The 23604-nt window shown below is 60.3% G+C and carries 19 protein-coding genes; 11 read left to right on the forward strand and 8 right to left on the reverse strand.

Annotated features, from left to right (window positions below):
* Positions 1 to 51: 51 nt before the first annotated feature.
* Both oqxB and AC6I8E_RS08900 read right to left on the reverse strand, forming a co-directional pair.
* Positions 52 to 3204 (reverse strand): multidrug efflux RND transporter permease subunit OqxB, encoded by a 3153-nt coding sequence (gene oqxB, locus AC6I8E_RS08895; protein ID WP_013357794.1) that lies wholly within the window; start codon positions 3202 to 3204, stop codon positions 52 to 54.
* Positions 3205 to 3216: 12 nt separating this feature from the next.
* Positions 3217 to 4371 (reverse strand): efflux RND transporter periplasmic adaptor subunit, encoded by a 1155-nt coding sequence (locus AC6I8E_RS08900; protein ID WP_147789257.1) that lies wholly within the window; start codon positions 4369 to 4371, stop codon positions 3217 to 3219.
* A 301-nt stretch (positions 4372 to 4672) separates the two neighbouring features.
* Here AC6I8E_RS08900 and AC6I8E_RS08905 point away from each other — a divergent pair, with 301 nt between their 5' ends.
* The 3 genes from AC6I8E_RS08905 (at position 4673) to AC6I8E_RS08915 (ending at position 5801) form a co-directional block, all read left to right on the forward strand.
* Complete coding sequence (locus tag AC6I8E_RS08905) at positions 4673 to 5014, forward strand: helix-turn-helix domain-containing protein (protein WP_013357796.1); 342 nt, start codon at positions 4673 to 4675, stop codon at positions 5012 to 5014.
* Positions 5015 to 5100: 86 nt separating this feature from the next.
* The gene (locus tag AC6I8E_RS08910; protein ID WP_033732609.1) at positions 5101 to 5535 is read left to right on the forward strand and encodes a ribonuclease domain-containing protein; all 435 of its coding nucleotides are present in this window, start codon (positions 5101 to 5103) and stop codon (positions 5533 to 5535) included.
* A gap of 2 nt (positions 5536 to 5537) precedes the next feature.
* Positions 5538 to 5801 carry a barstar family protein gene (locus AC6I8E_RS08915; RefSeq protein WP_013357798.1) on the forward strand — a complete coding sequence of 88 codons (264 nt, stop codon included), beginning with the start codon at positions 5538 to 5540 and terminating at the stop codon, positions 5799 to 5801.
* Here the strand turns inward: AC6I8E_RS08915 and AC6I8E_RS08920 are convergent.
* The 4 genes from AC6I8E_RS08920 to AC6I8E_RS08935 form a co-directional block, all read right to left on the reverse strand.
* Complete coding sequence (locus AC6I8E_RS08920) at positions 5798 to 8164, reverse strand: virulence factor SrfC family protein (RefSeq protein ID WP_497824672.1); 2367 nt, start codon at positions 8162 to 8164, stop codon at positions 5798 to 5800. The genes AC6I8E_RS08915 and AC6I8E_RS08920 overlap by 4 nt on opposite strands.
* Positions 8161 to 11124: a virulence factor SrfB gene (locus AC6I8E_RS08925; protein WP_033783031.1), complete on the reverse strand. Its 2964-nt coding sequence runs from the start codon at positions 11122 to 11124 to the stop codon at positions 8161 to 8163. The genes AC6I8E_RS08920 and AC6I8E_RS08925 overlap by 4 nt, the downstream gene beginning before the upstream one ends.
* 2 nt (positions 11125 to 11126) lie before the next feature.
* The gene (locus AC6I8E_RS08930) at positions 11127 to 12509 is read right to left on the reverse strand and encodes an SrfA family protein (RefSeq protein WP_497824673.1); all 1383 of its coding nucleotides are present in this window, start codon (positions 12507 to 12509) and stop codon (positions 11127 to 11129) included.
* Between the two features lie 171 nt (positions 12510 to 12680).
* Positions 12681 to 13853 carry a benzoate/H(+) symporter BenE family transporter gene (locus AC6I8E_RS08935; RefSeq protein ID WP_095707233.1) on the reverse strand — a complete coding sequence of 391 codons (1173 nt, stop codon included), beginning with the start codon at positions 13851 to 13853 and terminating at the stop codon, positions 12681 to 12683.
* 123 nt (positions 13854 to 13976) lie between these two features.
* Here AC6I8E_RS08935 and AC6I8E_RS08940 point away from each other — a divergent pair, with 123 nt between their 5' ends.
* From AC6I8E_RS08940 to AC6I8E_RS08950, 3 genes are all read left to right on the forward strand, one after another.
* Positions 13977 to 14534 (forward strand): helix-turn-helix domain-containing protein, encoded by a 558-nt coding sequence (locus tag AC6I8E_RS08940; protein WP_033783036.1) that lies wholly within the window; start codon positions 13977 to 13979, stop codon positions 14532 to 14534.
* A gap of 66 nt (positions 14535 to 14600) precedes the next feature.
* Positions 14601 to 15026, forward strand: coding sequence for a MarR family winged helix-turn-helix transcriptional regulator (locus AC6I8E_RS08945; protein WP_013357804.1), 426 nt, complete (start codon positions 14601 to 14603; stop codon positions 15024 to 15026).
* 15 nt (positions 15027 to 15041) lie between these two features.
* The gene (locus tag AC6I8E_RS08950; RefSeq protein WP_013357805.1) at positions 15042 to 15602 is read left to right on the forward strand and encodes an isochorismatase family protein; all 561 of its coding nucleotides are present in this window, start codon (positions 15042 to 15044) and stop codon (positions 15600 to 15602) included.
* 41 nt (positions 15603 to 15643) lie between these two features.
* Here the strand turns inward: AC6I8E_RS08950 and pqqU are convergent, their stop codons facing one another.
* Positions 15644 to 17764: a TonB-dependent receptor PqqU gene (gene pqqU, locus AC6I8E_RS08955; RefSeq protein WP_497824674.1), complete on the reverse strand. Its 2121-nt coding sequence runs from the start codon at positions 17762 to 17764 to the stop codon at positions 15644 to 15646.
* A gap of 194 nt (positions 17765 to 17958) precedes the next feature.
* Between pqqU and AC6I8E_RS08960 the strand changes: the two genes are divergently transcribed.
* Both AC6I8E_RS08960 and AC6I8E_RS08965 read left to right on the forward strand, forming a co-directional pair.
* The gene (locus AC6I8E_RS08960) at positions 17959 to 18816 is read left to right on the forward strand and encodes an NAD(P)-dependent oxidoreductase (RefSeq protein ID WP_497824675.1); all 858 of its coding nucleotides are present in this window, start codon (positions 17959 to 17961) and stop codon (positions 18814 to 18816) included.
* Entirely contained in the window at positions 18816 to 19595 is a 780-nt protein-coding gene (locus AC6I8E_RS08965; protein WP_147789252.1) for an AraC family transcriptional regulator, read from the forward strand. The genes AC6I8E_RS08960 and AC6I8E_RS08965 overlap by 1 nt, the downstream gene beginning before the upstream one ends.
* Here the strand turns inward: AC6I8E_RS08965 and leuA are convergent.
* Positions 19516 to 21231 carry a 2-isopropylmalate synthase gene (gene leuA / locus AC6I8E_RS08970; RefSeq protein ID WP_013357809.1) on the reverse strand — a complete coding sequence of 572 codons (1716 nt, stop codon included), beginning with the start codon at positions 21229 to 21231 and terminating at the stop codon, positions 19516 to 19518. The genes AC6I8E_RS08965 and leuA overlap by 80 nt on opposite strands.
* A 166-nt stretch (positions 21232 to 21397) precedes the next feature.
* Here leuA and AC6I8E_RS08975 point away from each other — a divergent pair, with 166 nt between their 5' ends.
* The 3 genes from AC6I8E_RS08975 (at position 21398) to pqqB (ending at position 23601) form a co-directional block, all read left to right on the forward strand.
* A complete protein-coding gene (locus AC6I8E_RS08975) occupies positions 21398 to 22414 on the forward strand; it encodes a dipeptidase (RefSeq protein ID WP_497824676.1) in 1017 nt (338 codons plus the stop codon).
* A gap of 143 nt (positions 22415 to 22557) precedes the next feature.
* A complete protein-coding gene (pqqA, locus tag AC6I8E_RS08980) occupies positions 22558 to 22629 on the forward strand; it encodes a pyrroloquinoline quinone precursor peptide PqqA (protein ID WP_010245082.1) in 72 nt (23 codons plus the stop codon).
* Between the two features lie 54 nt (positions 22630 to 22683).
* Positions 22684 to 23601, forward strand: coding sequence for a pyrroloquinoline quinone biosynthesis protein PqqB (pqqB, locus tag AC6I8E_RS08985; protein WP_013357812.1), 918 nt, complete (start codon positions 22684 to 22686; stop codon positions 23599 to 23601).
* Positions 23602 to 23604 lie beyond the last annotated feature (3 nt).

Genomic DNA, 23604 nt, shown 5'->3' on the forward strand with positions numbered 1-23604 from the left:
TCAGACAAAAAAAGGGGCGATCACCCGATCGCCCCTGTTAACGTTTACAGTTTACGCCGTCACTGATTCCGCGTTATCTGACCGGCGCGTCACCAGCTTGCGCAGGGCGACATAGAACACTGGCGTCAGGAACAGGCCGAACAGCGTTACGCCAAGCATGCCGGAGAAGACGGTAATACCGGTCACGCCGCGCACTTCTGCACCCGCACCTTCACCCAGAATCAACGGGATGGTACCGGCGATAAAGGCGATTGAGGTCATCACAATCGGACGCAGACGCAGGCGACACGCTTCCAGCGCCGCTTCGATAATCCCTTTGCCCTGAATCTCCAGCTCGCGCGCAAACTCCACGATAAGAATCGCGTTCTTACAGGCGAGGCCCATCAGCACCACCAGTCCGACCTGCACGAAGACGTTGTTGTCTCCGCCAGTCAGCCAGACGCCAAACAGCGCAGAGAGCATCGTCATCGGCACAATCAGGATCACCGCCAGCGGCAGCGTCCAGCTCTCATACAGCGCCGCCAGCACCAGGAACGCCAGCAGGACGGCCATCGGGAAGACAATCAGCGCGGTATTGCCCTGGGTTGACTGCTGATAACTCAGGTCGGTCCACTCGATGTTCATACCGTTAGGCAACAGCTGACCGGACATCGCTTCCAGCTGACTCATCGCCTGCGCCGAAGAGAGCACGCGCGGGTCGGCATCGCCAATCAAATCCGCCGCCGGATAACCGTTATAGCGGATCACCGGATCGGGGCCGTAGGTGGTGGTGATGTTCACCATGCTGCCAATCGGCACCATCTCACCGCGGTCGTTGCGGGTACGCAGGTTCGCAATATCCTCGACGCTGTCGCGGAACTCCCCATCCGCCTGCGCCATGACGCGCCAGGTGCGCCCAAAGCGGTTAAAGTCATTCACGTACGACGAGCCGAGATAGGTCTGCAGCGTGCTGAACAGTGCGGTCAGTGACACACCCTGAGCTTTGGCTTTATCCCGGTCAACCTGCACATCAAGCTGTGGAACGTTGGCCTGATAGGAGGAGATAGGGAAGTGCATGCCGGGCGTCTGCATGATACTGCCCGAGAGCGTATTAATCGCCGTCTGCAATGCGCCATAACCCAGACCGGCACGATCCTGCACATAGAGCGAATAGCCCGAACCCTGACCCAGCCCCAGAATCGGCGGCGGCATAATTGAGAAGCCAAAGCCCTGCTGGATCTGCGCGATTTTCGCATTGATCTCTGCGTTAATCTCCGCTGCTGTGTGCTTGCGCTCATTAAACGGCTTCAGGCCGAAGAACACCGTTCCGCTGTTCGGGGTGTTGGTGAACTGCAGCGCATTCAGGCCGGGGAAGGCCACCGCATAGGCGACGCCATCGGTCTGCATACCGATTTCGCTCATCTTACGAATCACTTCATCGGTGCGTGCCAGTGAGGAGCCTTCCGGCATCTTCACGCCGCCAATCAGATAGAGCTTATCCTGGGTCGGGATAAAGCCACCCGGCACGGTGTGGAACATAAAGCCGGCACCGGCCAGCAGCAGGATATAGACGCCAAATACCGCGCCACGGCGACGCAGCGTGCGGCCGACCAGCGACTCATAGCCGTGCGCACTGCGCTGGAAGAAGCGGTTAAACGGACGGAACAGCCAGCCGAACAGCGCATCAATGATCCGCGTCAGCCGATCTTTCGGCGCATCATGTCCTTTCAGCAGCATCGCCGCCAGCGCAGGCGAGAGCGTCAGCGAGTTAATGGCCGAGATCACCGTGGAGATCGCGATCGTGGTGGCGAACTGCTTATAGAACTGCCCGGTCACGCCAGAGAGAAACGCCATCGGCACAAACACGGCGCACAGCACCAGCGCGATGGCGATGATCGGCCCGGAGACCTCACGCATCGCCTGATGCGCGGCGGCGCGCGGCGACAGTCCCATCTCGATATTACGTTCGACGTTCTCCACCACCACAATGGCGTCATCCACCACAATACCGATCGCCAGCACCAGCCCGAACAGGCTCAGCGTGTTAAGCGAGAAGCCAAGCAGATAGAGCACGCTAAACGTACCCACCACCGAAACCGGCACCGCCAGCAGCGGAATAATCGAGGCGCGCCAGGTCTGCAGGAACAGAATCACCACCAGCACCACCAGAATCACCGCCTCCAGCAGGGTCTGCACCACCGCTTTAATGGAGTCGCGGACAAACACGGTCGGATCGTAAGGCGCAGCCCATTTCACATCGTTAGGGAAGCGGGTTGCCAGCTCATCCATTTTGGCGCGAACCGCATTGGAGAGGTCGATGGCGTTAGCGCCCGGCGCCTGGAAGATGCCGATACCGACCGCATCTTTGTTATTCAGCTGGGAGCGCAGGGCATAGCTGCCTGATCCCATCTCAATCCGCGCCACATCGCGCAGCCGCACCAGCGAACCATCTTCAGAGGTTTTCAGGATGATATCGCCAAACTGCTGCTCGCTCTCCAGTCGGCCCTGAGTGTTGATCGACAGCAGGAAGTCGCTCTGCTTTTTCAGCGGCTCCGCGCCCAGCTGACCGGCAGAGACCTGCACGTTCTGCTCCTGCATCGCCGTCACCACGTCAGAGGCCGTCAGGCCGCGCGCCGCGACTTTATTGGGATCAAGCCAGACGCGCATCGCATATTCACCTGCGCCAAAAATCTGGATCTGACCGACACCCGGCAGGCGCGCCAGCTCATCTTTCACCTTGAGCGTGGCGTAGTTACGCAGATAGAGCGAATCGTAGGTATTGTTCGGTGAGAACATGTGCACGACCAGCGTCAGCGTCGGCGACATCTTCTGGGTGGTAACACCCAGCCGACGCACATCTTCCGGCAGACGCGCTTCCGCCTGTGCCACGCGGTTCTGCACCTGCACCTGTGCCTGATCGGGATCGGTGCCCGGACGGAAAGTCACGGTCGTCACCAGCACGCCGTCCGAACCGGCCACTGACTTCATGTACATCATGTTTTCGACGCCGTTAATCGCCTCTTCCAGCGGCGTCGCCACGGAATCCGCAATCACTTTCGGGTTAGCGCCAGGGTACTCGGCGCGCACCTGCACGCTGGGTGGCACAACGTCGGGATATTCACTGATCGGCAGCAGCGGAATGGCAATCATGCCGGTGACGAATATCAGAATCGACAGCACCGCAGCAAAAATAGGCCGGTCGATAAAAAAGCGGGAAAAGTCCATAGCGGCCTCGAATTATTGAGCGGCTGCCGCACGCATGGCGACCTGCTGAGCAGTGACCGGCATGCCGGGCATAAATACTTTTTGCAGACCGGCAATGATGACCTTGTCACCGGCTTGCAGACCCGATTTAACGATACGCAGGCCATCCACCATCGCGCCTGGCTGGATATCGCGCCGCTGCGCTTTACCTTCACCGTCCACCACGTAGACATACTTGCGATCCTGATCGGTCAGGACCGCTTTATCGTCAATCAGCACCGCTTCGAACTGCGCGCTACCGGGCAGACGCACACGGGCAAACAGACCCGGCGTGAACTGACGCTGCTGATTGTCGAGCAGGGCGCGCATACGAATGGTGCCGGTACTGGCGGTCAGCTGGTTATCCATGAAGTCGATCCTGCCCTGATGCGGAAAACCCTGTTCGCCGACCAGGCCAATCTCAGCGGGCAGGGCATGGCGCTGCTGGCCCTGACGCGTCATCGCCTGATAGTTGAGGAAGGTGTTTTCATCGACATCGAAGTAGACATACATCTGCTGCTGCGACACCAGCGTGGTCAGCACACTGGCGCTGTCACCAGCGGTCACCAGGTTACCGGCGGTGATCATCGCCCGGCTGGCGCGGCCATCGATCGGCGCAGTGACGCGGGTGAAGTCGAGGTTCAGCTGAGCCATGTCGACCGCGGCTTCAGCGGCCAGCACATCGGCCTGCGCCTGGCTGGCAGCAGAGCGACGCTGTTCCCACGCCTCGCGGGAAATCGCCTGGGTGCCAATCAGTTTCTCGCTGCGGCCCGATTCGCTGCGGGCCAGACTGGCCTGACTGCGCGCCCGTGCCAGTTCCGCTTTGGCCTGCTCCAGCGCCGCGCGGTAGCTCCGGTCATCAATGGTAAACAGCACCTGACCTTTTCTGACCTCATCGCCTTCGCGATAGTTAACGGCGTCGATATAGCCCGAGACGCGCGGCCGCAGCTGAACGCTCTGCACCGCTTCCACCCGGCCATTGAAATTGTCCCACTGGCTGACCGGCTTGATCAGCACCGGCGCGGCACTTACCTCAGGCGGTGGCGGCGGGGCGTTTTGCGCCACACCTTTATCGCAGCTGCTCAGTTGCGTGATGAGCAGTACCATCCCTAAGAGGGTTAAACCCTGACGAACCCGGTTCGTAATCATTGTTGTTATTCCGCGATAGATATAAAAGACGACCTGCAGGCCAATATTTGCAACTTTTAATATTGCAATTAATCGCAGGGAGTGTAGGCTTGCGTCGCGGGCAACTGCAAGAATAACAGATACACTTTATGTGCGGTTTTGGACAGAGCGTTGAAAGCCTGACCAGTTGCGTTAAAACCCTACAAACAGTGCGGCATTTAATGTACTAATAAAACTTGCATTAAATGGCATAGTCAGCCACCCTTAAGTGTAACTGCAACTGATACTAATACTTTTCGCTACAGCGACGGGAGAGACTGGAATGATGAGTGACGCCTTTATTCATGATTTAATCGACTGGATTGATAACAACATTGAAGCACGTCTGGACCTGGATACGGTTTCAGAACGCGCCGGTTACTCTAAATGGCACCTGCAGCGTATGTTCAAAGAACATACCGGCTACCCACTGGGTGAATACATCCGGGTTAAGAAACTGAAGAAATCAGCCGATCGTCTGACCAGCACCGATGAACCGATTCTCAATGTGGCGATCTCGTTAGGTTTCGACTCTCAGCAATCTTTTAACCGCAGCTTCAAACGTCAGTATGGTGTCGCGCCGGGTGCATGGCGTCGTCACAGCGGGGAATCGCACGCCGCATAACCTCGCCAGGGCCAGCTTGTCTGGCCCGCGCTTTTCTCCGGGCGCAAAACTGGTATCATCTGCATCCTGTCGTCACGGATGCCATCATGTCAAAAAAACTCTGGATTGGACTTTTTCTTGTCCTCGCGGCCTGTTTCTACGGCCTTAAACCGTATCTGAATACTGTTTCAGCCCCTGCGCAGGCGGATATCGCCACCCTGACTGACGCCCATACCGTGGCGCGCTGGGTGCTGCAGCATCAGCAATTGCCGGACTACTACCTCACTAAAAGTGATGCGCGTAAGCGTGGCTGGAATCCGGCTACAGGCAATCTGTGCGAGGTGCTGCCGGGCAGAGCTATCGGCGGCGATCGCTTTACCAACCGTGAAAAGCGACTGCCCGCGCGTGCAGGCCGTCAGTGGTATGAAGCGGATGTGAATTATCGCTGCGGTCACCGCGACGCCGATCGCCTGGTTTACTCCTCTGACGGGCTGGTATTTCTCTCCACCGATCACTACCGCAGCTTCAGACAGGTGCCCTGATCATGCTTAACCTGACCTTTGACCTGCGTCAGCTCACCACGCGCGCGGCCTTTTATCAGCAGTTTGCTGAGCAGAGCGGCTGCCCGCAGAGCTTCGGACATAATCTGGATGCGTTGTGGGACTGGCTGACGGGCGGAATGGCGCTGCCTGCCACGATGTGGCTGCAGCACTATGCTGCGCATCAGGCCGATTTAGCGCCGGTGCTGGCGCTGCTGGAAGAGGCGGCGCAGTCGCTGGAGGGCGAACTGCGCCTGATTATCGATTAAGTGCGCAGGGGCTTAAGGAGCGCAATCAGCGCTTCGCGGGCCGCCAGCGGCAGGTCGCCGCCGCCGGTGTAACCATTGTTTTCAATGATCACCTGATTCAGCCCCACCAGCCAGTCGTAGATATAGTAGGCGGTGTGGTTGGCCGGCGCAGCAGAGAGTTTGGTCAGGCGCTGACCGGCACTGAAGCTGACGCTGGGTGCCGGCGGACGGGAGAAAATCGCCTGACCCCGGTTAACCCGGCTGGCAGGGCGTTCCGATTCAGGCCGCTGTAAAAAGCCGAGCCAGGCCACAAAATCCCCCAGCACCGTCATCGCCCGCGTCACCTGACGATCGGCGCGGGATTCATGGCTGACGCTCTGGGTATCCGGCTCATGCAGCGCCTGCTGCAGTTTCTGTGCGATATCGGTGCGGAAACCGGCTGTAATTAACTCTTCAACCAGCCACTCCATCGTCGCCTTGTCCACATTCAGCAACGCCAGCAGGCTGCGGTTTTCCGGCAGCTGACGCAGATGATCCAGCCACAGCAGCAGCACCTGACGCGGATACTGCTGGGTGCTCTGCAGACTCTGACGCGGCTGAACCGGCGCTTCCGCCGGACTCTCGCTGAACAGGTCAAATTCAAAGCCGATACCAAACTGATTTTCCGGTGCCTGTATCGTGGCCGGCTTGCTGCCTGGCAGGGCTGACTGATTGAGCCAGAGCTGGCGCAGCGCTTCACGCGGCGGCTGCAGGCGCTCCAGCAGCTCACCATGCAGGCCGGTGCGATGCTGTAAACACTTCAGCAGCGTGTCGGCGATATTCTGTTTGCGTGCCGCCTGCTCCGGGCTGGCACCCGCTTCGGTCCAGGGCAGCAGACGCCGCTCCACCACGGTGTGCTGAATCTGTGCCAGCTGAGCCAGCAACATGTCGCGGCGGGCTTCCGGCTGCATCTCCTCCAGCAACCAGCTCGCCATGCGGTCGACGCCTGCGCGATCCAGCGCCAGCATCGATCCCCAGTGCTGGCCGGGCTGTCCCATCTGACGCTGAACCGCCTCATCTACGTTGACCTGCTGATGACGGGCATCGAACGGAGTAATCGCCCAGATCAGACGCGGTTTCTCTGCGGATTCCTGGGCAGGCTGGTGACGCTGCCATTCGCGCAGCGTTTCGCTGGCAAGATCGGCATCCTGACGGTGGCTGGCTGCGGTGCAGACCAGCAGCAGATCAATCGCCTGCCGCGCGGCGTAAAAGCCAGGCAGCAGGGCGCGTTTCTGTTCCAGCAGCTGAGCACGCAGCGGATCCTGCTGCTGCAGGCGCTGGCGATCTTCCTGCGTTGCCGCATCACTGGACTGACCCGGCGCCGGCAGCTCCAGCATATCGGCATCATCATAAAGCGCGGTTCGCGGTGTGGAACTCAGCGGGACCAGCACCTCCAGCGTCAGCAGCGCCAGTAATCCCAGCGGCACGTTCTGCGCCTTGCCAATGCGATTACCGTTCATCGGGCAGACTTCCACTGACTGCTGCTGATCCTGTTCACTGCCAGGCACAATCAGCTGCTCGGCGGGCAGCAGTGAGGCGTCGGTCAGCAGGCTCAGCGGGGCAAGTACCCGGCTGCTGTTACGCAGCTGATGACGCAGGTGCAGCAGGGTACGCAGCATTTCATTCAGGGCAGGCTGAGCAGGCCACAGCAATGAAAAGAGCTGCACCCGATCGTCAACGCTGAGCCAGGGCGCCAGCTCAACGGCCTGTGGCCAGAAATGGCGATCCAGCCGCGCATCGTGATGCGGGCGGCGGCGGCTCCAGGACCAGAGGGTCACCAGCGCGTCGCCTTCCAGACCGGCCAGCGGCGTGGTGAGGCGATGACGCTGCAGGCGCTGCAGTGTGCTGTCGATCTGTGCGGTGTCGGGCGTGGACGCTCTGGCACAGGCGACCATCAGCCGCACCAGTTCCGCTTCGCTCAGCAGCGTCAGTTCAACCGGCCATTCGCCTGACAGCGGTTCGCGCTGATGGCTGAAGCGGGTGGCGGTCGCAAAATCGAGGTTGCCGGGATTGATATGCTGGAACCAGCTCAGCTGTTTATCGCCCATCCGGGTCACTAACTGGCCCTGGGCATCGGCCACCATTTCGTTCAGCAGCCAGGCTTTACCCGCCTGGGACTGACCAAACAGCGCCAGCGTGACCGGACGCGCCACCTGCTGTGCCAGCGCCTGAGTCTGCACGCGCGCCTGGCGCAGTTGCAGCGTCAGGGTTTCTGCCTCCAGCGCCAGACGCGGCGACTGCTCACGGGTGGTCTCAATCCAGTTCAGGCTGTTATTCAGTGCGTCCTGCAACAGGCTGAGACGTTTTGCCAGCGTTTGTGGCTGACGGGGTTTTAACGCTTTCATCGTTTACATACGCTCCCGCTGTCAATCCAGTATTGCGCATTGGCATTGCCGGTCGCCGACAGGGTATTCAGCTTCAGACTTAACTGCTCCAGCGGCACGCGGGTGCCATCGTCCAGGCGCGCATCGCTCAGCACCAGACTTTCCGGGCCGGCGGCGTCGGGACCGGCTTTGACGGCCAGACGGATGCGCAGCACGCTTTCACCGGCTACTTTGCGCGCCAGCGTGGCGTCGTTCAGCGTCAGGCTGTAGAGCGGCGAGGCGGGCCAGCGTTCGTTATCCAGCTGACGGAAACCGAGACAGACGTTGCCGCGAATACGGAAACTGCTTTTTTTATCCAGCGCATAGCCGGGATCGTCGAGGTCAATTTCGCTGTAGCAGAGGTTCTCGTCCGTCAGCGCCTGGTTTTCATCGAGCATGCCAAGGTAGCGAATGGTCGAATAGGGTTCAAAATCCCCGGCACGGAACCAGAAGCTGCTGAGCCGCAGGTCCAGCGCCAGCAGGCAGAGCATTGCGCCGACCGCCGCAGTGGATTTCGGGTTATCGATGCGGCCATGTTTGTTAAACGGATACCAGTCGCTGGTGTGGTAGCCCTCCAGCGACAGAATACGGCTGCCCGGCAGCGGCTGCAGATGGCGCACCAGCGCCTGAATGCCAGGGAAGCGCGACGGACGACCGGTCAGCAGCAGCACGTCGCACTGATAGAGCGATACCACTTCACACATCGAGCGCAGCGCCGGAATAATCGCCATGCGGTGCTGCATAAATTCGCCGTGCAGCTGCGACAGGCTCACCACCAGCGGCACCTGCAGCAGGTCAAAGCGGCTGTTACCGCCCAGTTCGCGCTGAATTTCGCCGTTAACAAATGCCAGCACCGCCTCGCCCGGTGGCTGATCGACCAGTTCGCCAAACAGCGCGTTGATCTCCGCATGGCTCTCCAGCGGATCCCAGTTCTCGTAACGCTCAAGCACCGCCTGCGCCAGCGGAATAAACAGCTGTAAGGTGACCTGCTGACGCAGCGTCGCCTGACCGTCCATACGACTGTCGTGACCAAACAGCTTGTTCATCAGCGGTTCCGCCAGGGTCAGGCCTGCTCTCTGCAGATGCTGCTGCAGCGCCGGTAAAATCCACAGCTGAATCACATCCAGCAGAATGTCGTCGCCCGCCACTTTAAAGCCTTCACGGAACAGCAGCCGTGGCGTGATTTTGACGTTGTTGCCCTGACCATCATCCAGACGATACTGCGTGATGGCGAGGTCGGTGGTGCCGCCGCCGATATCAATCGAGGCGATCCTCAGGCTTTTGCCTGGCAGTTCGTCGGCCTCGCGCGGACGATCGGGACGGGCCATGCTGCTGAAAAAATCTTCGGCGCGACCGGCAAAGTTGACCTGGGTTTCATTGAACAGCCAGACCATCTGACCACAGGTCGCTTCATCCCACTCCATCTGCACATCCGGCAGCGGTTTCGGGTTCTGACGCGGCAGCGAAGGCGACAGATCATCGTCGTCCGCCAGCCAGCCTTCGGCTTTCCAGACCAGCGCCAGCGCTTCCTGCATCCGGCGGCGGAAAATTTCGCGCTCCGGCTTCGGCATCGCTGACGGCAGCGTCAGGATCACATGGCGCAACTGACGCGGCGCGTGGCTCTGCGGCATACGCTGACGCTGTGCTGCACTGTTCATCTGCATCAGCGCCTGCGCCAGCAGCTCACACAGCATAAAGGTCATCAGCGAACTGCGGCTGTAATGCGGTGAAAAGACCGGCAGGCGATCGTCGGGTGCCAGCGAAGAGAGCGGCTGGCCTTCGTCGTTCAGCAGGGTGGTAAAGGGGGCGGCATAGGCCAGGGGTTCAGCCTGATCGCCTGGCGTGTTAAAACGCCAGCCTGGCTGATAACGGGCTTCATCCCACAGATAACGGCGCGGGCTGGAGAGGCCGGTGCTGCCTTCCAGACCCACACGCTGCAGGGCCAGACGGCTCGCTTCGCGTCCGACGCGCGTCAGGGAAGGCCACATAAAGGCCTGCTCACGCCCGCTCTCCAGCGAGAAGTTCGCTTTGCCGAAACGCGTCTCAGCAAACTCCAGACGGCTGTCAAACAGCTCGTTGTAAACCTGATGCGGCTGTGAGAGATCGCGCAACTGCAGCTCATAGGTCTGCTTCAGGCCGTTGCTCTCTTCCGGATGATCTTCCACCAGAATGCCGCAGGTATGGGAGTTGCCGACATCCAGAATGATATCGACGTTGACCGCCGGAGTCTGCAGCGTGGCGGCCTGGATGTGGATCTCGCTGAGGTCGAGCTGCTCGCCCAGCAGCTCAAGCAGATTGAGGTAGTGCGCCTGATATTCAAATTCGCGCAGAGCCTGATTAATCGCCTGTTCGCGGCGATCGGAAACGCGGTCGGTAAAGGATTCACGCAGCCAGCCGTCAACCCAGGTCAGGTCAAGAAAATCACCCAGCTCGTAGTTGTGCCAGGCCAGCGCAAAGGTCACGCCGTTCTGCGCATCGGCAGCGCTAAGGCCGAGTTGTTCGCCGCCATCCTGTTCCGCGACACAGCGGGTATCAAAGGCCAGGGTGACGCGATGGGTATTGCCTGCCGCATCAGGCGCGGGCAGGGCAACCAGACGCATCCGCGCCCAGTTTTCCGGGCCGCCGATAAAACGACGGCCGCTGGCGCAGCGCAGCATCGGCAGCGGCAGCCAGCAGGCAGCCAGCAGAGTGAGCGAGTCCGCCAGGGCGATATCGGACTCCGGGCGCACCACTTCAGCTGCACCCCCATCTTCCGGGTAGAGCATGAATTTACCGCTGTTGCCATCGACGTTCAGGCGCAGCAGCGGGCCGTTAGCGGTCTGGCGCACAAACTGACGGCGCGCCTGGGTAGCTGAGAGTTGCAGGCCAAAATCCAGAAACTGCACACCGCTGTTTTCAATCAGCGAAATTTTTTGTTTGTCATCGATCAGGGGAGCCAGCATCGTTATTTACTCTCACGCTTAATCGTCATCGGGAAGACCCGGTCTTCAGCATACTGTGCTTCACACACGGCGGCGCCCATACTCGCATGGCAGACCAGCAGTGGCATACGGTAGCGCGAATTGTTCTGGCACTTCGCCGTGTAGCGGCTCTCAATCACCAGGTTACCGGCGCTGGTCATGGCGGCGCTGACATCCGCTTTACAGCTGGTATTACCCTGCGCGACCTGCACGCTGCCTTTACCATTTTTAAACTGGAAGCGCATCACCGGCGGTTTACCGGTTGGCGTCGGCATCTGGTCGATAGTGACACGCCAGCGGCCATCAATCACCTGCACCTGGCCTTCGCGCACGGCGTCCGGCGTGACAATCAAATCATCAGGTTTAGCCGGAACCGGCGGGGTCACCACACTGGCAAGGGTAGCAGATGAAGCGGCAGGTGAGGCTTCGGTCGTGCCAGCGCTGGCTGGTTTTTGCGGCTGCGACTCCGGTTGTTTCTCGGCTGTGGCTGTCTCCGTCGGTGTCGTCGCTGACGGTGTAGCAACAGGTGTGGCCGCCGCCGGTGTTGGGGTGGAAACCGCGGCGGGAGCGGAAACAGTCGCAGGGGCTGCTGCTGGCTTCGTTGATGCCACTGGCGTGGCGACAGGCTCAGGACGATGCAGCAGCACGGCCACCGTTACGGCGGCAGCAATCGCCACCGGCGGTAACAGATACCAGACGCGGAAACGGCGGCGAGCCGCCACGGGTGCAACCGGCTCAGGTTCAGCGGCTGCCGCGACCGGCAGCGGCTCCTCTTCAGGTTCAGGTGCAGGTTCAGGCTCAGCGACGATGACCGGCTCGGCGGCAACAGGTGCGGCAGGCAGCTCTGGCAGTGGTTCAGCCAGCGCCACCGGCAGATTCTCCTCCAGCGTGTCACGCAGGCAGGCCAGCGCATCGTCGCGGCTGCGTGCCTGGGCATCGACAAAACCCCAGAAGGTAATGACCGGTTTGCCATCAACCAGATAAACATACTGCTGGTCGGGAAATTGCAGGGTTTTGCTCAGCAGCGCACCAAACAGCCGCATCGACGGGTTCTCTGCCGCGCGCGCGCGCGTACTGAGATCCTGCATATCCTGCTGGCAGGCGGTGAGCTGCTGCAGCGCCGCCCGACGTTCATGATCGCTGGCGCCCAGCCAGGATTTTACCCGGCCGCTGAAAGGGGCATACCAGTCGAGGCGATCGCCCCGTTCATTGGCCTGAGGAATGGCCAGGCAATCTGCCAGTGCGCCCTGACGGCGCAGGCGCAGGGTTTCACGAATTTGCAGTGCTGAGGCGTAGACCGGCTGGCCATTTTCACCTAACGCCAGAACTGCATCTAAATTACCGCTGCGCAGAAAAGTTTTTGCCACCTGTTGGGCCCTTATCGGTCGTTGTCTGAGGCAGAAAATCGCGTGTTATCGACGATTAGGTTGATTTTACGCGGGGCAATGACAAATCAAACGGCAGAAAAGGGGCTAAATCCAGTGTTTTTTTCACCGGCGGGCGGAAAAATAACCGATATTTCAGCAGCTATCACGCAATCAGGCGGTTTTACGCACCAGCAACAGGTGAGCGATAACGCCACCTATCAGTCCCCAGAAGGCAGGGCCAATGCCCAGTAAAGAGACGCCTGATGCGGTGATCAGAAACGTGATCAGTGCGCTGTCGCGTTCGGCAGGCACATCGAGTGCGCGATGCAGGCTGCCGCCCAGCGTGGCCAGCAGAGCCAGACCCGCCAGCGCCTCAATCAGCACGGCGGGCAGGGCACTGAACAGCACGGCGATCAGCGCACCGGACGCGCCCGCCAGCAGATAAAAGACCCCGGCGAGCGCTGCGGCACGCCAGCGTTGCTGAGGATCTGCATCGACCTCATCGCTCATGCAGATCGCCGCCGTAATCGCCGCCACGCAGACCGAAAAGCCGCCAAAAGGCGACAACAGCAGCGCCGTAACACCGGTCCAGCTCATCAGAGAAGAGACAGGCGGACGATAGCCATGTGCCTGTAACGTCGCGATGCCGGGGGCATTCTGCGACGCCATGGTCACCAGGAAATAGGGCACGCCGATTCCCAGCAGCGTGGTCAGGGTAAAGTGCGGCATTACCGGCTCCGGCAGCGCCAGCATCATCGACTGCGGCGGAAAGTGGATGGCATGCTGGGCCATTGCCACGGCAATCCCCACCATTAGCGTCACCAGAATGGCATAGCGTGCCAGCCAGCGACGGGCCAGCAGCCAGGCGAGGCACATGCTGCCACACAGCACAACGTTGCTCTGCAAATCGGCAAAGGTCTGTAGCCCGAAGCGCAGCAGAATCCCCGCCAGCATCGCCGCCGCCAGCGAGGCGGGAATGTGGTTCATCAGCCGGGCAAACAGGCCGGTGACGCCGCACACCACAATCAGCAGGTTGGCGAAAACAAACACGCCCACCGCTTCATTCAGCGAAACGCCGTGAAAGCTGGTTGCCAGCAGCGCGGCACCCGGCGTGGACCAGGCGGCCAGCACCGGCATGCGGTAGCGCAGTGAAAGGCCCAGCGAGACGATCCCCTGCGCGAGTCCCAGTACCGAGAGCCAGCCGCCAATCTGCGCGGGCGTGGCACCCGCCGCCTGAAACATCTGATAAATAATCGCGCCGCTGCTGCTGTAGCCCACCAGCACGGCAACAAAACCGGAGACCAGCATCGGCAGGGTAAAACGGGACGGTTCTGCTCTCGTCATGGTCAGACTCTTAATGAGATTGTGCGGTATAGCGCACATGTTCGCATAGTGCGCTATAACGCACAAGTGTTACACTGTCGGCATAACGTCACCTGCCAGGGTGACGAGAACTCAGGAGAAAAAATGGCAGATTTTCAGCAACACCTGAGCGGTGCGCTCAGACAGTTGCGTCAGGCCAACGGCTGGAGCCTGACGCTGACGGCGGAGCGCACCGGCGTCAGTAAAGCGATGCTGGGGCAGATTGAGCGGGGTGAATCCAGTCCCACGGTGGCGACGCTGTGGAAGATTGCTACCGGGTTCAACGTTCCCTTTTCCTTTTTTATCGACGGGAGCGCGTTGCCTTCCGGCACCCTACCCGGTTTCAGTCAGCCCAATGCTGATATGTCGGTGCGCTCCGTGCTGCCTTACGATCCGCAACTGCGTTTTGATCTGCTGGCAGTGGAGCTGGCCGCGGGCGCGCAGAGCCATTCCTCGCCACATGAAGCGGGCTGCGTGGAGCAGGTGGTGGTTATCGAGGGTGAACTGCTGCTGGGGGTCAACGATCGCTGGCGGCGTCTGCTAAAAGGGGAGGCGTTTCAGTTCAGTGCCGACGTGCCGCACAGCTACCGTAACCCGCTCAGCACGCCGCTGCGCTTTCACAGCCTGATTCACTATCTGCAGCGCCCGGACGTTACAAATTGATACCGGAGCAAACTACACAGTTTACCTTCGTATCTTTATACTTTCGCTTATCGATGGAGACGGGAAATGCGCGATCTGACTGAATCTGCTGCCACGCTGCGCATGCTGGTGGGCAAGCTGGGCCGCCGGCTGCGCGAATCGGCACCGCCTGGCGAACTCACCTGGTCGCAGGTGGCGGTGCTGGGGCATCTGGTGCGGGACGGGGCGATGACGGTAACGCAACTGGCCGCTGCCGAGGGTGTACGCACCCAGTCGATGGGGACGACCGTCGCCGGATTAGTGGCGGCAGAATTAATCACGGGCGAGCCCGATCCCCATGATGGTCGTAAAACCCGCTATCTGCCCACCGCGTCGAGTCTGGCGGTGATTACGTCGAGTCGCGCAATGCGCGATGACTGGCTGGTCCGGACGCTCGACGCGCGGCTCAGCCCGGCAGAGCAGCAGCAACTGACCGACGTTCTCCCTCTGCTGCAACGACTCACTGATTATTAAACCCGAGGATCCAACATGGCTGTAACCACACTTGATGCAAAAACTGCGCTGATTGTTATCGACCTGCAACACGGCATCGTAGCGCTGCCGCTGGTCCATGAACCGCAGCCGGTGATCGAACGCTGTGCCGGGCTGGCTGAGGCATTTCGCGCGCACGACCTGCCGGTGGTGCTGGTTAACGTGGCCGGAGGGGCACCGGGCCGTAACGAGCAGGCGCGTCACAGCGGCGACCTGCCTACCGACTGGGCCACGCTGGTTCCTGCGATGACGCCGCAGCAGAATGATCTCACCGTCACTAAGAAAACCTGGGGGGCGTTTCATAACACGTCACTGCATGAGGAATTGCAAAAGCGCGGCATTACTCAGGTGGTGATCTGCGGTATCGCGACCAGCATCGGCGTGGAGTCAACGGCACGTCAGGCGTATGAATTAGGTTACAACGTCACGCTGGCGACCGATGCGATGACCGATCTCAATATGGATACGCACAACAATAGTGTGAAGTTGATCTTCCCGCGCCTGGGTGAAACCGGCAGCTGTGAGGATATTGTGACGCAGCTGAAATCCCGCGCCTGATAAGAGATATCCGGGCCACCGCAAGGGTGGCCCGGATTGTTTTAGCGGAAGGCGTAACCCAGCGTCACACCGACGCTGTAGTTGCGGCCTGGCGCAGATTCGAAGTAGCGACCATTGCTCTCATTCACAATCACTGAACCCACATAGTGCCGGTCAAAAAGGTTATCGACCCGGCCAAACAGATCCAGCGTCCAGTTATCCACCAGCCACTTATAGCCACTATTCACCGCCGCCACGGTATAGGACGGGGTATTCACGTTGTTCTGATCTTCAGCGGCGATCTGGCTCAGATAACGCACTTCACTGCCTGCGTAAAAGCCCTGTTCCGGCAGATAGCCGAGTCCGGCGTACACCATGTTCCGCGCGATGCCCGGAATGCGGTTGCCGTCGCAGCTGTCGCTGCCACAGGCGTTGCTGCGATAGCGCGCATCCAGCAGCGTATAGGCCATTTTCAGCCGCCAGTCCCAGGCAAACTGCTGGTCCAGGCTTAACTCCAGACCGCGGCGACGGGTCTGACCGGCATTTTTATAGGTGGTGCGTCCGCCACTGCTGGCATCCGCCACAATCTCATCGCGGGTATCGGTCTGGAACAGCGCCGCGCTGATCAGGCCATTGCCGATGCGTTTTTTGCTGCCGATCTCCAGCGTGTCGCTGGTGGCCGGTTTCAGCCCCAGATTCAGGCCGGTTGCGCCATCTGAACGGTATGAAAGCTCATTAATAGTTGGAGTTTCAAAGCCGCGTCCGGCCGAGATCCACGCGTTCCAGCTGGGATCAAAGGCGTACTTCAGCGCCGCCGCGGGCAGCCACTTGTGATAGCGCGCCTCACCGCTGTCGTCGCCGTTACCAGGCCGGATATAGAAGTCATTAGAGTCAAAGTTGACGGTGCTGAAGCGCACGCCTGCATCCAGCGACAGTTTATCGGTGAGCTGCCAGTTGGTCTGCACATAAGGATCGAGCGTCCACATCAGGTTGCGCTCGTTGCGGCGCAGATTACCCTGTTCGCCCAGCTGCGTGACGCCGTTGCTGACCGTGAAGTTTTCATAGCCCTTGCGGCGCTCGGTCATGGTTTCGTAGTCGAGGCCACCGGTCACCGCCACCGGCATCGACAGCAGCGTGTCGCGATGGGTCCAGCGGGTATCGACGCCCTGATAGTGGCGGGTCAGGTCGATCACGCCTCCTGGATGGGACGGATTACGCTGAACGGCAGCGGGAATCGACTGAAATTGGGTGGTTTCGCGCATCCCCGCGTAGAGCATCACGCTGAGGTCGTCGTTTTCACTCATCTGGCGCTGATAACGCAGGCCGCCCTGGGTCTGATCCACCGTTTTACGGGTGTTGTAGAGCGTAACGTTGCTGACCACCTGGCGCGGATTGTCACGCCACTGCGCCTCGGTTAAGCCGCCGGGATCCTGAGCGTCGATGTGCACGCTGTTAAACAGCAGCGTCAGGGTGCTGACATCATCGATGCGAACGCCAAGCCGGGCGTTGCCGAGGTTCTTCTGCGCAGAACTGTGATCGCGATAGCCATGGGTGGTAAAGCGGGAGGCGGAGACGGTGTAATTCACATCCCCGGCGTGCGTGCCGTCACCGGTCGCGCCACTGGCTTTGACGCTGTTGCGCCAGCTGCCGTAACTGCCGTACCAGCTTCCTGCTTCCAGCGTGGTTGGCTGCTGACCCTGCTGGGTGGTGACATTGATGACGCCGCCCGAGGCGTTGCCGTAGAGCGCAGAAAAGGGGCCACGCAGCACCTCGACATGATCAATCGAGCCGATATCAATGTTGGAGGTCTGCGCCTGGCCGTCCGGCATGGTGGCCGGAATCCCGTCCACATAGATGCGCAGACCGCGCACGCCATAGGTGGAGCGGGAGCCAAAGCCGCGCATCGACAGCTGCAGGTCCTGGGCATAATTCTGGCGGTTCTGGATCTGCAGACCCGGCACGCTGCTGAGATTTTCCGACAGGTTCACGCGCGGTGCCGCCTGACGCATATCGTCGCCGCTGACCACACTCAGGGCGGCGGGGGTATCAAGCTCGTTAAGGCCCGTTTCCGGCGGGGCGGCCGTCACGACCAGGGTATTGTCATTGTCTGCCGCCAGCAGCGGCAGCGGCAAAATGGCAGGCAACATCAGCAGCGTCGCCTGACGCAGAGAGAGTATTTTCATTATCAGAGGCCTGAAAAAAGAAGCGTAAATGAACCAGGTGGAACAATTGCCGCATATGGTAAGGCTTCGGGGTACCGGGGTACACCGTTTCACGCTGGATTTTTTCGCTGTTTACCGCCAGGCTGGAATCCATCTTTTGCAGTAATAAGGCATCCAGCGTTGACGGATGCAGACACAAACTTATGGGAGTCAGCATGAAACAACCTGAAGTGGCGGTTCTGGGATTAGGCGCAATGGGGCACGCATTTGCCGCCAACCTGCTGAAAAAAGGCTTTCGCGTACACGGCTGGAACCGCACCCGCGCGCGCGGCGAAGATTTGCTGGACGCCGGATTGCAGCTGGCGGATTCACCGGAAGAGGCGGTGCGTGAAGCCGATGTGATCATCGCCATGCTCTCCGACGGCGACACCACAGAGCAGGTGCTGCATCAGGCTAAAGCGGCATTTAAGCAGGGTGCGACGCTTTGTCAGATGGGCACCATCGGCGTGGAAAAAACCGACGCGCTGATCGCCTTTTTCGCAGCGGAACGACCGGATCTGCTGTTCATTGACGCGCCCGTTTCCGGCACCAAAGCACCCGCAGAAAACGCACAGATTCTGGTGCTGGCCAGCGGCGATCAGAGCCGTGCCGAGGCGGCAGAAGCGGTGTTTGCCGCCATCAGCAAAGGAACAAAGTGGCTGGGCGAGGCGGGCAAAAGCACCCGGATGAAGCTGGTCATTAACAGCTGGCTGATCGGCATGATGCAGAGCCTGGCGGAGAGCACCCGGCTGGCAGAGGATTTCGGCTTTTCAACCGACGATCTCTGGCAGGTGCTGGAGGGCGGTCCGCTGGCCGCGCCGTATGCGAAAATGAAGCTCGGGATGATCGCCAGCGACGACTACACGCCGCAGATGCATCTGATCTGGGCGCTGAAAGATGCCCGTCTGGCGCTGGATGCGGCTGAAACGCCACTGCCGGCGCTGGAGAACATCGCTCAGATCTGGCAGCAGGCGGTGGACGCCGGACTCGGTGAAGAGGATCTGGCGGTCATCTACCGCTATCTGAAGGCGTAATGAGTCAGCAGCATTTTGACTTCAGCACGCGCCCGCTGGTGCCACTGGCGCACGACTACCTGCACGGTGCCAGTGAACCCTGGCATCATCACGCCTGCGCCCAGTTGATCCACACGCTGAGCGGCGTGGTGCGGGTCGAGACGGAGCTCGGCAGCTGGATAGTGCCGCCGAGTCGCGGCGTCTGGCTGCCCGCGTTTACCCGCCATGCGCTGCACATTACCGGCAGCGTAGCGGCGCGTACGCTGTTTATCGATCCGCTGGCGCGTGCCGATCTGCCCGCCAGTTGTCAGGTGGTGCAGATCTCGCCGCTGCTGCGCGAGCTGATTGTCACGGCGCTGAGCCTGCCGGAGCAGTACAGTGCCGGGAGCCGGGCCGAGCGGGTGATGGAGTTGATTCTGGATGAGATTCGGGGCATGGATGTGCTGCCGTTTGCGCTGCCGACGCCCGACAGCCCGCGGTTACAGTCGCTGTGCGAGCAGATCCAGCAGACGCCCGGTGAAAGCTGGACGCTGGAGCGTGCCAGCGCTCAGATGAATGTCTCGGGCCGCACGCTGGCCCGTCATTTCATGCGCGAAACCGGACTGCAGTTCAGCGACTGGGTGCGACGTGCCCGCCTGGCAATCGCCCTGACGCGGCTGGCGCAGGGCGACTCCGTGCTACGGGTGGCGCTGGAACTGGGCTATGAAAGCCCCAGCGCGTTTAGTGCGATGTTTCGTCGTCTGCTGGGCGTTGCGCCCACTGACTACTTCCCGCCTGCAGAAACTGGCCTGCCACGCTGAGCAGCGCCTGCAACGCGGCGCGGGCCGTATCGTTGTCGATACTCACTCCCCAGGCCCGTCCACCCCGGGCATCCACGCAGCTGATATAGGCCACAGAACGGCTGTCGCTGCGCCGTCCCAGCGTATGCTCATGATAGTCCTCAATGGTCAGTTGCAGGTCAAACGCGCTGCGCAGGGCATTCACCGCCGCCGACAACCAGCCGTTGCCGCTGCCGGTCAGTGTCAGCGAGCGGTCCTGAACCAGCACGCTGGCGATGATCTGCGTCTGTCCGCCGCTGTCACTCTGACTGTCAGCCCGCTGCAATGCCACCGCAGGCTGCGTCACGCCATACTGACGGCAGAAGAGCTGCCACAGTGCATAATGCGTCATTTCGCCGCCGTGCCGGTCCGTCTCCAGCTGAACGCAGCGGCTGAAATCCTGCTGCAGCGCACGCGGCATCTGCAACCCGTGATTCTGCTCCAGCAGCCAGGCGGCACCGCTTTTTCCTGACTGACTGTTCACGCGGATCACCGCCTCATAGCTGCAGCCAATGTCGGCCGGATCCAGCGGCAGGTAGGGCATCTGCCACTCTTTCTCCTGCTGTTCGGCACGGATGGCGAATCCTTTTTTAATCGCATCCTGATGAGAGCCGGAGAAGGCGGTGAAGACCAGTTCGCCTGCATAGGGATGTCGCGGATGAACCGGCAGCTGGTTACAGCGGGTCACGACCTCAATCACCTCATGCATCTGGCTGAAATCGAGCTGCGGTGAAATGCCCTGGGTATAGAGGTTCAGCGCCAGCGTTATCAGATCCACATTGCCGGTGCGTTCGCCGTTGCCAAACAGGCAGCCTTCGACCCGGTCAGCGCCCGCCAGCAGCGCCAGTTCTGTACAGGCGACGCCGGTGCCGCGATCATTGTGCGGATGTACGCTGATGCAGACGGCGTCGCGACGGCTGAAGTGGCGGCAGAAAAACTCAATCTGATCGGCATAGACGTTGGGGGTGTTCACCTCCACCGTGGCGGGCAGGTTAATGATCATCGGTCGCTGCGCGTCAGGCTGCCAGACATCAGCCACTGCCTCGCAGATCTCCAGCACAAACTCCGGCTCGGTAAAGCAAAAGGTCTCTGGCGAATATTCAAAGGTCCAGTGGGTCTCCGGCTGCGCCTCACATTCTGCGCGGATCTGCCGTGCGCCCGCCGTCGCCAGCGCCACGATTTCCGCTTTGCTCTGTTTAAACACCCGCTCGCGAAACAGCGCCGCGGTGGCGTTATAGAGATGCACAATAGCGCGCGGCACACCCTGTAATGACACAAACGTGCGGGCAATCAGATCCTCGCGCGCCTGGGTCAGCACCTGCAACGTCACCTCCTCCGGGATGCGCTGTTGCTCAATCAGGTCACGAACAAAATCGAAATCCGTCTGCGACGCCGAGGGAAAGGCAACCTCAATCTCGCGGAACCCGCAGCGCAGCAGCAGATCCCAGAACGCCATTTTCCGTTCCCGATCCATCGGCTCTGCCAGCGCCTGATTGCCATCACGCAAATCGGTGGAGAGCCAGCGCGGAGCCTGCGTCAGCTGGCGCGACGGCCACTGGCGGTCGGGCAGCTCAATCAGCGGGGAGGGGCGATATTTATCAGCAGGTTGGGTCAGCATAGGATTCTCCTTGTGTTTTTTACCAGTCTGCCGACACGTCTTGTGGGCCGCGCGCGCAATAGTGACAACCTGACGCGCAAAAGTGACAAGCCTCTGCGTGCGCTCCTGTTTGATGAATCCACCAGGCAGGGTTAGCATGGTCGCCTGTTTATCCGGGTGAACACTTATGCTGATTTTTGACGGACACAACGATCTGTTGCTCAACCTCTGGCTGCATCATCGCGATGCACCCGCGCAGGCATTTTATCAGGGGATTGAACGGGGTCATCTCGACTTTTCGCGCATTCAGCAGGGCAAAATGGGCGGCGGGCTGTTTGCGATCTTTGTACCGCCGCAGGCGTACATTGCCAGCGCTGTACCGGCCCGCGCTGATGAGCCGTATGAACCGCTGCAAATCATGTGGCAGCAGCTCGATATCCTGCAGCAGCTGGCCGCTGCGTCCGGCGGACGGGCGCGACTCTGCCGCAGCAGTGACGAGATTGCCGCCTGCCGCGCGGAAGGCGTGCTGGCGATGGTGGCGCATATCGAAGGGGCCGATGCGCTGGACGAGGAGGGCGAGCAGCTGCGCGCCTTCTGGCAGGCGGGGGTGCGCAGTATCGGGCCATTCTGGAATCTGCACAGCCGCTTTGGTGAAGGCGTCAGCGGCTCCTTTCCCGGCACGCCTGATACCGGACCGGGTCTGACCGCCGCCGGTGAAAAGCTGATTCAGCAGGCGGGTGAGCTGAAGATGATGATCGACGTGTCGCACATGAACAGTAAGACGTTCTGGGAGACCGCCCGGCTTTCCCCTGCGCCGCTGGTCGCCAGCCACTCCAACGCGCACGCGCTCTGCCCGCAGCCGCGCAATCTGACCGACGATCAGCTGGTTGCGATCCGCGACAGCGGCGGTCTGGTTGGCATTAATTTCGGCAATGCGTTTCTGCGCGCCGATGGAAAACGCGACGCTGACACGCCATTAACAGAAATTGTTAAGCATTGTGATCACCTGTTGAAGATAATGGGCAGCGACCATGTGGCCTTTGGCTCTGATTTCGACGGGATTACCCCTCCGGCCGCGCTGGGCGATGTCAGCGGAATGCCGCGATTGCTCGCCGCTTTTCAGGAAGCGGGCTATGATCAGAGACTGACAGAGAAGCTGGCATGGGGAAACTGGCAGCGGGTTTTACATCTGACCGGGCTGTGATAACAATTTCCTTACGTTCCGGGCTTGATCCCGACGCGCCATTGGCGCAACATCTGCCTGGAAATTGTGACGGTGCTCTCATTTAACAGCCGTCACGCCGATTTCAGACAGCACATTTACTGTTAACCAAGAGGAAGTAACTCATGTGGAAAAAACCAACTTTCGTTGATATGCGTCTCGGTCTGGAAGTGACTCTTTACATCTCCAACCGTTAATCGTTCTGCCCGCCCTCTGAGCGGGCATTTTTTTTCAACTTCTGGTTTTCCTCTATGTTTATCAAAATCCTCGGCTCAGCCGCGGGTGGCGGGTTTCCGCAGTGGAACTGTAACTGCGCCAACTGCCACGGCGTGCGTAATGGCACCATTCAGGCTCAGGCACGCACGCAATCGTCGATTATCCTCAGCGATAACGGTGAAGACTGGGTGTTATGTAATGCGTCACCCGACATCGGCCAGCAGATCCTGCACACGCCAGAGCTGACCCGCAAAGGCGTACTGCGCGGCACGGCGATCGGGGGAATTATCCTCACCGACAGCCAGATCGATCACACCACCGGGCTGCTGAGCCTGCGTGAGGGCTGCCCGCATCAGGTGTGGTGTACGCCGGAAGTGCATGCCGACCTCAGTACCGGCTTCCCGATCTTTCCGATGCTCACCCACTGGAACGGCGGTTTACAGCACCGGCCAATTGCGCCCCTGACGCCGTTCAGCGTCGATGTCTGCACCGATTTGCAGTTCACCGCGATTCCTATCATCAGTAATGCACCGCCTTACTCGCCCTATCGCGATCGGCCGTTGCCGGGCCATAACGTGGCGCTGTTTATTGAAAACCGGGCGAATGGACAGACGCTGCTCTACGCGCCAGGTCTGGGCGAGCCGGATGCGGTGATCCTGCCGTGGCTGCAAAAAGCGGATTGCCTGCTGATTGACGGCACCGTCTGGCAGGATGATGAGCTGCTGACCACCGGCGTGGGTCATAACACCGGCAAGGCGATGGGCCATCTGGCGCTGGCGGAAGAGCAGGGGCTGATGGCGCTGCTGGCGTCGCTGCCAGCTAAACGCAAAATTCTGATCCACATTAACAACACCAATCCGATCCTTAATGAGCAGTCACCCCAGCGTCAGTTTCTGACGGAGCAGGGAATAGAGGTGAGCTGGGACGGAATGGCGATTCATCTTCAGGGCTAAATC

Source organism: Pantoea sp. X-Soil-YNGN-785 (genome assembly GCF_059730585.1).

Bases quoted from the DNA above. Each gene is read 5' to 3' on its own strand.
- AC6I8E_RS08905 (WP_013357796.1), top strand. From the start codon at position 4,673: ATGATGAGTGACGCCTTTATTCATGATTTAATCGACTGGATTGATAAC.
- oqxB (WP_013357794.1), bottom strand. From the start codon at position 3,204: ATGGACTTTTCCCGCTTTTTTATCGACCGGCCTATTTTTGCTGCGGTG.
- AC6I8E_RS08900 (WP_147789257.1), bottom strand. From the start codon at position 4,371: ATGATTACGAACCGGGTTCGTCAGGGTTTAACCCTCTTAGGGATGGTA.
- pqqB (WP_013357812.1), top strand. From the start codon at position 22,684: ATGTTTATCAAAATCCTCGGCTCAGCCGCGGGTGGCGGGTTTCCGCAG.
- AC6I8E_RS08975 (WP_497824676.1), top strand. From the start codon at position 21,398: ATGCTGATTTTTGACGGACACAACGATCTGTTGCTCAACCTCTGGCTG.
- AC6I8E_RS08950 (WP_013357805.1), top strand. From the start codon at position 15,042: ATGGCTGTAACCACACTTGATGCAAAAACTGCGCTGATTGTTATCGAC.
- AC6I8E_RS08920 (WP_497824672.1), bottom strand. From the start codon at position 8,164: ATGAAAGCGTTAAAACCCCGTCAGCCACAAACGCTGGCAAAACGTCTC.
- AC6I8E_RS08965 (WP_147789252.1), top strand. From the start codon at position 18,816: ATGAGTCAGCAGCATTTTGACTTCAGCACGCGCCCGCTGGTGCCACTG.
- AC6I8E_RS08910 (WP_033732609.1), top strand. From the start codon at position 5,101: ATGTCAAAAAAACTCTGGATTGGACTTTTTCTTGTCCTCGCGGCCTGT.
- AC6I8E_RS08945 (WP_013357804.1), top strand. From the start codon at position 14,601: ATGCGCGATCTGACTGAATCTGCTGCCACGCTGCGCATGCTGGTGGGC.
- AC6I8E_RS08935 (WP_095707233.1), bottom strand. From the start codon at position 13,853: ATGACGAGAGCAGAACCGTCCCGTTTTACCCTGCCGATGCTGGTCTCC.
- AC6I8E_RS08915 (WP_013357798.1), top strand. From the start codon at position 5,538: ATGCTTAACCTGACCTTTGACCTGCGTCAGCTCACCACGCGCGCGGCC.
- AC6I8E_RS08940 (WP_033783036.1), top strand. From the start codon at position 13,977: ATGGCAGATTTTCAGCAACACCTGAGCGGTGCGCTCAGACAGTTGCGT.
- AC6I8E_RS08925 (WP_033783031.1), bottom strand. From the start codon at position 11,124: ATGCTGGCTCCCCTGATCGATGACAAACAAAAAATTTCGCTGATTGAA.
- pqqU (WP_497824674.1), bottom strand. From the start codon at position 17,764: ATGAAAATACTCTCTCTGCGTCAGGCGACGCTGCTGATGTTGCCTGCC.
- leuA (WP_013357809.1), bottom strand. From the start codon at position 21,231: ATGCTGACCCAACCTGCTGATAAATATCGCCCCTCCCCGCTGATTGAG.
- AC6I8E_RS08960 (WP_497824675.1), top strand. From the start codon at position 17,959: ATGAAACAACCTGAAGTGGCGGTTCTGGGATTAGGCGCAATGGGGCAC.